Genomic DNA, 10,127 nt, shown 5'->3' on the forward strand with positions numbered 1-10,127 from the left:
GGTCGGGTAGAACGGACGATATGGCGGTCTTCTACTGTGCGAGGTGCGGTACTCAGCTGACCCGCGACCTTCACGCGCTTCCAGGGGTCCCCGATGCTTGCGTAGAAGACGGAGACCGCGACCCCACAACCCGGCTGGCACCGTCGATTGTGCCCATGGGCCGCTACGCCATCGATCCGAAGCCATGGGGCGCCCCCTTCGTGCCGTCGTCGCGACACAAAGTCGATGAGTCCGAGAGCCGCGCTCTGCTCATGCCGCCCGACCTGACGGGAACGGTCTCCGCCGGCCCCAGGAACTCGGTGATCGTTCATCCCGACGATGTGCCGAGCCTCCGGCTGGCTGGTCCCTTGGGTATACACCACGGGTGCTGTGGGCCGCTGGGAACAGGGGGCCGCAACATGGAATGCGTCTGTGGAGCACTTGTAGCCACCCTTGCCGCGGACTGTCTCGGGCCCCATGAACTCCACCTCGATCCAGTCCGTGTGTACGCCTACACCACCGACCCCACGACGTGACCACAGTGGCCCAGGAGTGCCGCCGCGTCCTTGAAGCACACCGAGCCGGTACACCGGGTGGACCCGGCCGGCGGTGGAGCGGCAGAACCGGGCGATGCGTGAGCTGTCCCGCTGCGCGTTTCCCGAGCCCGGCGTCGTCGCGGACGATGCGTCGGCGATCGAGCAGCCCGCGCCCAGCGGCTCTGCCAGGCCGCGGCGCCATGGGTGTGCGGGTTGGCGACGAGGGCGGCCAGGGACTGGACCCGGCGGTGCTCCGAGTGGCGTTCCAGGAGCCGGGCTGGACGGTCGGGGTCGGGGCTGTCGTCGACGATGCGGATCAGGGTCCGGCTCGGCGCGGGGGAGACGACAGCCGGCTGATCCCGCCGGCGGGGGCCAGGTGGTCTTCGGGCGCGGTCGGTGCTCCACGATCCCGGCGCGTTCGAGCTGGGCGTAGGCGCGTGCTGAGTAGCGAGGAGGACATCAGCGGGACTCCGCGCTGGATGTCGTTGGCGGCTACATCAACTTCATGGCCGACGACGACCAGGACCGGATCGGGGTCAGCCACAAGGGCAACCACGGCCGGCTCGCGGATACCAGGCGTCGCACCACGACCCGGACAATCTGTTCAAGCACAACCAGAACGTCATGCCCGCACAACCAGTGATCCCGGCGTACGGTCACAATGATCCGCGTGCTGGACGCGAGTCGGATGGGAGCCATCGATGCAGACCGGCCTGACCGAGTTTCCCCTCTTCGACGCCATCGTTGGACGCCGCGCCCGACGTTTCGGGCTGGGCATGGAGATCCCGTCGGGGCCCCTCGCCTACAGATCCGGAGCCGAGCCGGTGCCGCTGTCGGAGCTTGAACGCTCGATCCTCGTCGCTGCCGGAACCGGGGTCACAGGTTGGAGCTTCGGGGTGCCCTTCGGCCCCGACCGTCCCGAGGAGCATGCCCACTACACGCAGCGGTTCACGGGCCGTACGGCGCCCACCGCCGCTGGGATCGGTACGCCGATGCTGTTCACGACCGACGACTCGGGGACGTATCTCACGAACACGCGCGATCTCCTGCCCGCCCGACCCCGTCAAGCCACCGGGAACCGCGACGACGCCCTCGAGGTCATGGTCGAGACGGTGCGCACGCACACGGAGCAGCTGTCCGAACGCCGGCTCGACCTCCCCGCGGCCCCGCCGCACATGCTCGAACCGAACCTCTGGATGGCGAACGCACCGGGCTCCACGCTGTTCATGCCCGTGGGTGATGCCAGCGAGCAGGTGCTCGGCCTCATGGCCATGGCCCTGGCGAACGGGAATGTGCTCGTCGACGACATCGCCGGTCGCCCCGCCGGCGACCTGGCGCCCTTCGTCCGTAGCGGCCTCCTGCAGGAGGGCAAGCGCATCCCGTTGACGGTGCTGCAGCAGATGGCCTATGAGGCCAACGTCACCGAGCTCGCCTTCATGGGCCACAACATCATGCTCACCATGCAGGCGATGGGGCTGGGCGGCCTGTATTTCAACGGGCTCAACCGGTGGAGCGTCCTTGGCGCGTTCAACCAGAGCGGGATCGAGGGGCTCGGGCTCCGTTTCGTTCACGACGCCCGTTGGACGCTGCCGAACCCCGTCGGGCTCGACGGCCACTTCGAGGGGCTCTGCCCGCCGTACGTATCGGACATGCGCGAGGCCGTGAACATCTTCGTGGAGCGCAAGTTCGGTCCCGAGGGCGCCTACGACCCCAGCACCCCTGGTGCCTGGCGGGATACCAAGGCGATCAAGCAGGGGGTCACGCCCTACTCCGAGGAGTTCATCGACTGCCTGAGCGAGGTCGCACAGTACATCTACGACACCTACGGCAAGTTCCCGAACACCTTCACGACGATGGTGCTCTCGGGCTACGTCCAGGCCGTGCACCTCGACACCGACTTCTATGACACCCACTACCAGCCCGGCGCCTACCTCCCGACGCACCAAGACCATATGGAGCGTTGGCACGCAGACGGTTCCCAAGCGTGACGCCGACTCGAAGTGAACCGTTCCGGGTTCGGTAGGGACTCGACCGTTTGAGAGGGTCGAGTCATGGCACGTCCCTAAGTGCCCGCTTGAGCTGCGCCGTCGTGAGGTGCGGATGGGTGCCGAGGCGCGGCCCGACTACGACACCGAGTGGGCCGCGATGAAAGCGGTCGTCGCGAAGCTCGGGATCGGCGCGACCGAGACGCTGCGCAAGTGGTCCGGCAGGACGAGATCGACGCCGGGACCCGGCCGGGGACGACAACGGAGAAGTCCGCGCGTGTGATGGGCGCGGCAGGAGGTGCTGCCGTCGAGTAGGCGTGCCGACGTACGCTGGAGGTGTGGACAGTTCGTCCATCCTGGACGTAAGGTCCGGGCATGGGAACTGTGGATGAGGGCACCGACCCTCGGGTGCGGATGTGGGCACCGGCGTGCCAGGCCGTAGCGCTGCTGCTCGGTCCGTACGCCGAGGTGGTGCTGCATGATCCGGATACCGACCGGATCCTGGAGATCTGGAATCCGATGAGCTCTCGGGGCCCGGGGGATCCGTCGCTGCTGGGCGAGTTGGACGCCCTTGATCCATCAGCTCGGGACGTGTTCGGGCCGTACGAGAAGCTGCTCGCGGACGGCCGGCGTCTGTCATCGGTGAGCGCGATCCTGCGTGAGGCGGACGGGAGGGCTTCGGCGGTGCTGTGCGTCAATCTCGACCGCACTCCGCTGGAGCAGGCCACGGCTTTGCTGTCCGCGTTCGGCGCACCGACCGTGTCCCGCCCGGAGCCGCTGTTCGAGCAGGACTGGAGCGATCGTGTCCAGCACGTAGTGGGCGCCTACGTGCGTGAGTGCGGTCGCCCGGTGGAGCGGCTGACCCGCGCCGACCGCTTGGCCGTCCTCGCCCGGTTGGACGAGGCCAAGGTCTTCGCCGTGCGCCGGGCCACCCCAGTCGTCGCCCGCGCCCTGCGGGTCTCCCGGTCCACCCTCTACAACCTGCTCGCCGAGCTCAGAGCACCAGACGCGAAGGACCTGACGCGATGACCCGACTGCCCGACTTCCGGCTGGAGACATACTTCTCCCAGTGGGAGTTCACCGCACGCCACCACCTGACCGCCTCCGACGTTCAGACCATGACGCTCGGCGAACTGCTCGCCCTGGCGGACGACCACGACCGGACCGCGTTCGAGAACCTGTCGCTGGGCTACACCGAGACCTACGGTGATCCGGCCCTGCGCCAGGCGATCAGCCAGATGTACGAACGGGCGGACGCCGAGGACATCATCTGCTGCGCGGGCGCCGAGGAGGCCCTGTATCTGGCGATGAACGTCCTGCTCGACACCGGTGACCACGCAGTCGTGGTGACCCCGAACTACCAGGCGGCCGAGACCGTGCCGCTGGCACTGTGCGAGGTCACCGGCGTCGCCCTCGACCCGGACCGCGACTGGGCCTTGGATCTCGACCAGATCAAAGCGGCGATCCGGCCGAACACCCGGGTGGTCTCGGTGAACTTCCCCAACAACCCCACCGGCAAGGTCATCAGCGCCGCCGACTTCACCGAGCTGGCGCGGCTGTGCGACGAGCGTGGCATCCATCTGTTCAGCGACGAGGTCTACCGCGGCCTGGAACGCGATCCGGCCCGGACCCTGCCGCAGGCCGCGGACCTGTCCGAGCGCGCCCTGTCGCTGAACGTGACCTCCAAGTCCCTGGGCCTGCCAGGTCTGAGGATCGGGTGGATCGCCTGCCGCGACCGCTCCCTGCTCACCCGGCTGGAGCGGGCCAAGCACTACACCACCATCTGCAACTCCGCCCCCAGCGAGGTCCTGGCCCGCATCGCACTCAAGGCCCGCACGCGGATCCTGGACCGCAACCGCGCTCTGATCGCACGGAACCTACCGGTCTTCGACGCCTTCTTCGCCGAGTTCCCGGACGTCTTCGAATGGCGGGCACCCGATGGCGGTTGTGTCGCCTACCCCCGCTACCTCGGCCCCGAAGGAGTGGAGGACTTCTGCACCCGCCTGGTGGAGGAAGCCGGCGTCCTGCTGCTGCCCGCCGGCATCTACCGCTCCGAACTCACCCCCACCCCTACCGACCGGTTCCGCATCGGCGTCGGCCGCGCCCACCCCGAAGAGGGCCTGGCCGCCTTCACCCAGTGGATGCGAGCACGCCGATGACCCGCCCGGTCTTCGACGCGGCCGCCATCGAGCAGGTCGCCACTCCGCATCTGGTCCTCGACACCGTCCGCGACGCGCTGATCGCCCACGCCCACGGCCGCACCACCGTGCCGCCACCGATGCACCTGGAATTCCCCCGCGCCGACGGCGACTGCCATGTCAAAGCGGGCTGGGTCACAGGTGCCCCCGACTTCATCGTCAAAATCGCGACCGGCTTCTATCGCAACCCCGCGGCGGGCCTGCCCTCCAACCATGGCCTGGTCTGCGTCCTCAGCGCACTGACCGGCCAGGTCCGCGCGATCTTCGACGACCGCGGTCTCCTCACCGCCTGGCGAACCGCCGCCGCGGGCGCGCTGATCACCCACGCCATGGCCCGCCCCGATGCGACGACCCTGGCCGTCTTCGGCACCGGAGAGCAGGCCCGGCTCCAGGTCGAATGGCTCACTGAGCTCCGTCGGATCAGCACGGTGCTCGTTCACGGTCGCAGCCGGGACAGAGCCCGGGCGCTGTGCGAGGAGTTCAGCGCGAGCGGCCGGCAGGCTCGGCCCGCCTCAGCCGAAGAGGCCGCGGGAGCCGACATGATCCTCACCACGACCCCCGCTTCGGCCCCGGTGCTGGAGGCCGCCCTCGTCCGGGACGGCGCGCATGTGACCGGGATCGGCACCGACATGCCCCACAAGAACGAGCTTCCCCCGGCGCTCTTCGGCCGCGCGGCACTGATCGCGACCGACGACCACGACCAGTGCCTGCACCACGGCGACTTCGGCCACGCTGTCCGCGCCGGAACCGTCACCGCCACCGACGACACCCCCGTCGGCTTCCTCATCGAAGAGCCCGTCGAGCGGCCGGACGACGCGATCACCGTCGCAGACCTCACCGGTGTCGGCGCACTCGACGCGGCCCTCGCCTCAGCAGTCCTGCACGAACTGACGCGGTAGACATACGCGTGTCGTCCGCGGGCTCCGGGGCATCTCGACGGGCTGTGCGGATCCCCGATGTCCTGGAGTCGATCCCGAGACACTCAGGAGCTGCCCTGGGGCAAAGCTCCTGGACTTAAGAAGAAAGACAAGGCCGATCATGATTCCCGACCTCTCCGCTTTCCCTCGTGTGCCGCTGGGCACGTGGCCGACTCCGTTGCAGGAGGCGCCGCGGCTGAGCGAGGCCATGGGAGGCCGGATCCTCCTCAAGCGTGATGACGTCAACGGGCTTGGCGCCGGCGGCAACAAGCTACGCAAACTGGAGTACCTGCTCGGTGGCGCGCTCGCGGACGGTGCCGACACCGTGATCACCTTCGGTTCTCTGCAGACCAATTACGGTCGGCAGACAGCGGCTGCGGCAGCTCACCTCGGGCTGCGCTGCGAACTCGTGCTCACCACGTCGGTCCCCCGCTCGGGCGAGGCATATGAACAGTCCGGGAACCTGGTCCTGGGCCGGCTCTTCGGAGCGGGGATGCATATCTGCCGAAACGGGGCCGAGGCCCAGGAACGCGCGCAAGCCCTGGTCGAAGCCGAGCGGGTCCAGGGCCGACGGGCGGTGGTGCTCCCCATGGGCGGCTCGAACGCCCTCGGCACACTGGGCTACGTCTCCGCGGCCCAAGAGCTGGCCGACCAGCTGCGCCAACACGGCATCGAGCAGGCCCGGATCGTTGCCCCGCTCGGCAGCTCCGGCACCGCCGCAGGTCTGATCCTCGGCGCGGCCGGGCTGCCGTGGGACCTGAGCTTCGCGTGCGTGCTGCAGCCCGCGGGCCCGGCCGAGACGGAACTGTGGAAACTGGTCGAGGAGACGGCGACTCTGCTCGGCGTCAAGCCCCCGCCCTCAGACCGCGTACACATCAACGACCGGGCGCTCGGGCCAGGCTACGGGCAGCCGACCCGCGAAGTCTGGCACGCCGTGCGTACCTTCGCACGCACGGAGGGCGTCCTGCTCGACCCCGTCTACACCGGCAAGAGCGCCGCGCACCTCCTCGCCGGCACCGGAGTGGACACAGACGTACCAACCGTCTTCCTGCACACCGGCGGTCTGCCCGCCCTGTTCGCCTACCTCCCTGAGATGGCCGAGGCCCTCGAGTGACATGATCCCACCGCTCATCACCGTCTCCAGCGGGCAACGGCGCGTCGCGGGTGCCCGCGCGGGCGTGACAGGGGCACGGCCGCCGAGCGGGTGATGCGCGGTGTCCGTGCGCTCGGGTGACACGCGCCGGTGCGTCGCAGGAGCGCGCGCACGGGCGTGACAGGGTGCCGTCATGGACGGCTACGGGATCGAACTGCTGCTCGTCGCCGCGCTGGTCGTGCTCAACGCCCTGTTCGCGGGCAGTGAGATCGCGCTGATCTCCCTGCGGGAGAGCCAGCTCCGGCGGTTGCGCCGCCGTGGTGGAGCGGCATCGGCGCGGCTTGTGCGGCTGGCCGAGGACCCGAACCGTTATCTCGCGACGATCCAGGTGGGGATCACGCTGGCGGGGTTCCTCGCGTCGGCCACAGCGGCCGTGTCACTGGCCGAACCCGTGGTGCCTTGGCTGTCGTTCCTGGGTGCGGCGGCCGAACCGATGGCAGTCGCCCTGGTGACGCTGGTTCTGACGTTTGTGACCCTGGTGGTGGGGGAGCTGGCGCCGAAGCGTCTGGCCATGCAGTTCGCCGAGGGGTGGGCCCTGCTGGCGGCCACGCCCCTGGCCGTGCTCTCGACGGCGTCGCGGCCCGTGATCTGGGTCCTCGGCCGGACCACCAACGCCGTCGTCCGGCTGCTGGGCGGTGACCCCCGTGCCGGGCAGGTGCCGCCCACGCCCGAGGAACTCAAGGACATGGTGGTCAGTCACCGCGGGCTGACGGCCCAGCAGCGCGCGATCGTCGCCAGTGCGCTGGAGATCCACGAGCGCACGCTGAGGGAGGCGCTGGTGCCCCGCCGGTCGGTGTTCACCCTGCCCGCGTCGGCGTCGGCGGCGGAGGCGCGGGCCGAGCTGGCGGCCGCCGGCCACTCCAGGGCACCGGTCGTCCGGTCGGGGCACTTCGAGGATGTGGTCGGCGTGGTGCGCCTGAGGGACCTGACGGTGAGTGACGACGCGGTGCCGGTCGCCGCGGTGGCCCGGCCGGCTGTGGTGTTCTCCGACTTCATGAAGGTGGCGGACGCGCTGCGGCGCTTCCGTGCCGAGCGGCAGCAGTTCGCCCTGGTCGTCGACGAGTACGGCTCGGTCGAGGGCATCGTGACCATCGAGGACCTGCTGGAGGAGATCGTCGGCGAGATCTACGACGAGACGGACCTTGACGTGCTGTCCGTACGGCGGCAGCCCGACGGGTCCCTGCTCCTGCCGGGCGTCTTCCCCGTCCACGACCTGCCCGACATCGGCGTCGATGTGGCAGACCTCGCCGAGAGCGGGCGGTTCACCACGATCGCCGGTCTGGTGCTGGACAGGCTCGGCAATATTCCTCGTGGACCCGGGGAGCAGGTGTCGGTCGGGGACTGGGACGTGGAGGTCGCCGAGGTGGCCCACAACGCCATCACCGAAGTCCGCCTCAGGCCCCGTGCCGCCCACGGGCAGGGCGACCGGGAGGGCACGGGGGCGTGAGGTGTGTCAGCGGCCGGCCCGGAACCGTTCGAGGGCGGTGACCCCGGCGGCTGCGAGGCCGATCTGGATGGCCCATTCGATCCAGTCGACGCCCTTGGTGTCGGCGACGCCGAGCGCGGCGGCGACGGCCGTGCCGACCAGGGCCGCGGCGACGCCGACGGCGATGGTCCACAGCCAGCCGATGTTCTGCCGTCCCGGCAGGACCAGCCGGGCCAGTGCGCCGATGATCGCTCCGAAGATGATCGCGGTGATGATGCCGGAGATCTCCATGTGTCCGCCCTCTCTCGGTTTCGCTGTCGGGGTTTGCAGGTCGCACGTGTGCGCGGCAGGCCGAGGGTGGGGGCAGGCTTCCCGTACAACGGCCTGTCCGGTCATGTCTCAGCCGTCATGCGGCGTGCCGGGGGCGGTCGCGACCGCGACCGCCCCCGGCCCCTAAGGCTTCTGCAGATACACAGAAGCCGTGGGGGTCAGCCTTCGTCGCCTTCGTCGTCGCCCTCGAAGAAGTCGCCGACCTCGTCGACGATCTCCGCCGCGACCAGGCCGCCCGCCACGCCGACCGCCACGCCCGCGGCGCCGGCCGCGATGGCCGTGCCCATGCCGGGGCCGGAGCGATGCCCGTCGCCGTGCCCGTGGTGGCCGTGGTGGCCGTGGTGGTCGCCCTTGTGCGCATAGGGGTCGCTGTGGCCGTACGCGCCGTGGGCTCCGTGGCCGCCGTGCGCGGAGTGGCGCTCCACGAGCTGGTGCACCCACGACTCGACCAGGGCGTTCCAGTCGGTGTGGCCGACATCCTGGTGGCTGACGGTGAAGCGGTTCAGCGCGTCGTGGCCGCCGGAGAAGAGGCCGCCGCGCTTGTCGGCCTCCAGGACGACCTCCATGCCGCCCGGGTTGGCGAGGAAGGTGACCTCGATCTCGTTGACCTGGTGCGCGTACTGCGGCGCCGGGGTCATCTCGATCTCCTGGTAGAACGGCAGCTGCTGGCCGGTGCCGCCGATGCGGCCGTACTCCAGGTCGGCCGACTTGAAGCCGAAGCCGAGCTGCCCGAACGCCTCCAGGACCGCCTCCTGCGCGGGCAGCGGCCCGACGGCGAGCGGGTCCATGTCGCCCTTGTCCTTCGCGCCGGCCACGCCCAGCTCGGTGCGCACACCGAGAACGATGCCGAGGGCCTGCCCGTAGAGCTCGTTGACCGGCGTCTCCCACGGCAGGTGCACGCTGAACGGCACGCTGCGCTGCTCGCCCTCGGTCAGGCGGAAGCCACCGGCCACGGTGAACCGTTCGAAGGCGACCACGCCCTCGGACTCCCCGTCGTCGTGCTCGGCCTCGACGCGGGCGACGAGTTCGAGCGTGATGTGCTCGATGTCGAAGTCGGCCTTGCCGCCCTTGAGGCGTACCTCGCCTGTGAGGGCGCCCCCCGGCTGGACCGCTCCGGGTGTGAGGACCGTGTCCACCGAGGGGCCGCCGATGCCGACCGAGCCGAGCAGTCGCTTGAACACCATCGTGGCGTTCACTCCTTCATGATGCGCGTTGCTGTACGGAGAGAGAGGGGCCGTCGCCACCGGCCTGGCCGGCGGTGGTGGTGGCGGCGGCCCCGGAGAGAGCTACTTCGACGCCGCGTCGAGGGCGGCCAGCGCCTGGGCCCAGCGGACGTACTTCAGATCGGCGAGGTCGGCCACCGTCTTCACACCGAACGCCTCCTTCAGGAGCTCGCCGTCCCGCTCGGACACGCCCTTCAGCGCGCCCACGGGTGCGGCGAGGATCTCCGGCAGGCTCTTGTCCGCCCACGCCTTGTCCAGCACCTTGTCCAGATCTATCGAAGCCACGAAGGCCCTCCCGCGAGTGATGGAGCGGTCCGGTGTGGCGTCAACCGCCATGAAGGCATGCCCTTCTGACGCTCCGTACCGCTTTTGGTCTACAT

General features: G+C 69.7%; 9 protein-coding genes. 6 read left to right on the forward strand and 3 right to left on the reverse strand.

Features of this window, described 5'->3' with window-relative positions:
* Positions 1-1,216 precede the first annotated feature (1,216 nt).
* The 6 genes from FVS66_RS12735 to FVS66_RS12760 all read left to right on the forward strand — a co-directional run bounded on the left by FVS66_RS12735 (position 1,217) and on the right by FVS66_RS12760 (position 8,215).
* On the forward strand, positions 1,217-2,503 hold the full coding sequence (locus FVS66_RS12735) for a hypothetical protein (protein WP_149181295.1): 1,287 nt from the start codon (positions 1,217-1,219) through the stop codon (positions 2,501-2,503).
* Positions 2,504-2,875: 372 nt separating this feature from the next.
* Complete coding sequence (locus tag FVS66_RS12740) at positions 2,876-3,529, forward strand: transcriptional regulator (RefSeq protein WP_149181296.1); 654 nt, start codon at positions 2,876-2,878, stop codon at positions 3,527-3,529.
* Positions 3,526-4,659 carry an aminotransferase class I/II-fold pyridoxal phosphate-dependent enzyme gene (locus FVS66_RS12745; protein WP_149181297.1) on the forward strand — a complete coding sequence of 378 codons (1,134 nt, stop codon included), beginning with the start codon at positions 3,526-3,528 and terminating at the stop codon, positions 4,657-4,659. The genes FVS66_RS12740 and FVS66_RS12745 overlap by 4 nt, the downstream gene beginning before the upstream one ends.
* Positions 4,656-5,597 carry an ornithine cyclodeaminase family protein gene (locus FVS66_RS12750; RefSeq protein WP_149181298.1) on the forward strand — a complete coding sequence of 314 codons (942 nt, stop codon included), beginning with the start codon at positions 4,656-4,658 and terminating at the stop codon, positions 5,595-5,597. Before FVS66_RS12745 ends, FVS66_RS12750 begins: the two co-directional genes overlap by 4 nt.
* A gap of 139 nt (positions 5,598-5,736) precedes the next feature.
* The gene (locus FVS66_RS12755) at positions 5,737-6,729 is read left to right on the forward strand and encodes a D-cysteine desulfhydrase family protein (RefSeq protein WP_149181299.1); all 993 of its coding nucleotides are present in this window, start codon (positions 5,737-5,739) and stop codon (positions 6,727-6,729) included.
* A 172-nt stretch (positions 6,730-6,901) separates the two neighbouring features.
* On the forward strand, positions 6,902-8,215 hold the full coding sequence (locus FVS66_RS12760; RefSeq protein ID WP_149181300.1) for a hemolysin family protein: 1,314 nt from the start codon (positions 6,902-6,904) through the stop codon (positions 8,213-8,215).
* 6 nt (positions 8,216-8,221) lie between these two features.
* On the opposite strand, the gene FVS66_RS12765 is transcribed toward FVS66_RS12760, so the two are convergent.
* The 3 genes from FVS66_RS12765 to FVS66_RS12775 form a co-directional block, all read right to left on the reverse strand.
* Positions 8,222-8,485 (reverse strand): GlsB/YeaQ/YmgE family stress response membrane protein, encoded by a 264-nt coding sequence (locus tag FVS66_RS12765; protein ID WP_149181301.1) that lies wholly within the window; start codon positions 8,483-8,485, stop codon positions 8,222-8,224.
* A gap of 197 nt (positions 8,486-8,682) precedes the next feature.
* On the reverse strand, positions 8,683-9,708 hold the full coding sequence (locus tag FVS66_RS12770; protein ID WP_149181309.1) for a sporulation protein: 1,026 nt from the start codon (positions 9,706-9,708) through the stop codon (positions 8,683-8,685).
* A gap of 102 nt (positions 9,709-9,810) precedes the next feature.
* Positions 9,811-10,032 carry a hypothetical protein gene (locus FVS66_RS12775; protein WP_149181302.1) on the reverse strand — a complete coding sequence of 74 codons (222 nt, stop codon included), beginning with the start codon at positions 10,030-10,032 and terminating at the stop codon, positions 9,811-9,813.
* Positions 10,033-10,127 lie beyond the last annotated feature (95 nt).

The sequence above is a fragment of the Streptomyces sp. TRM49041 genome, assembly GCF_008271805.1.
Taxonomy (GTDB): Bacteria; Actinomycetota; Actinomycetes; order Streptomycetales; family Streptomycetaceae; genus Streptomyces.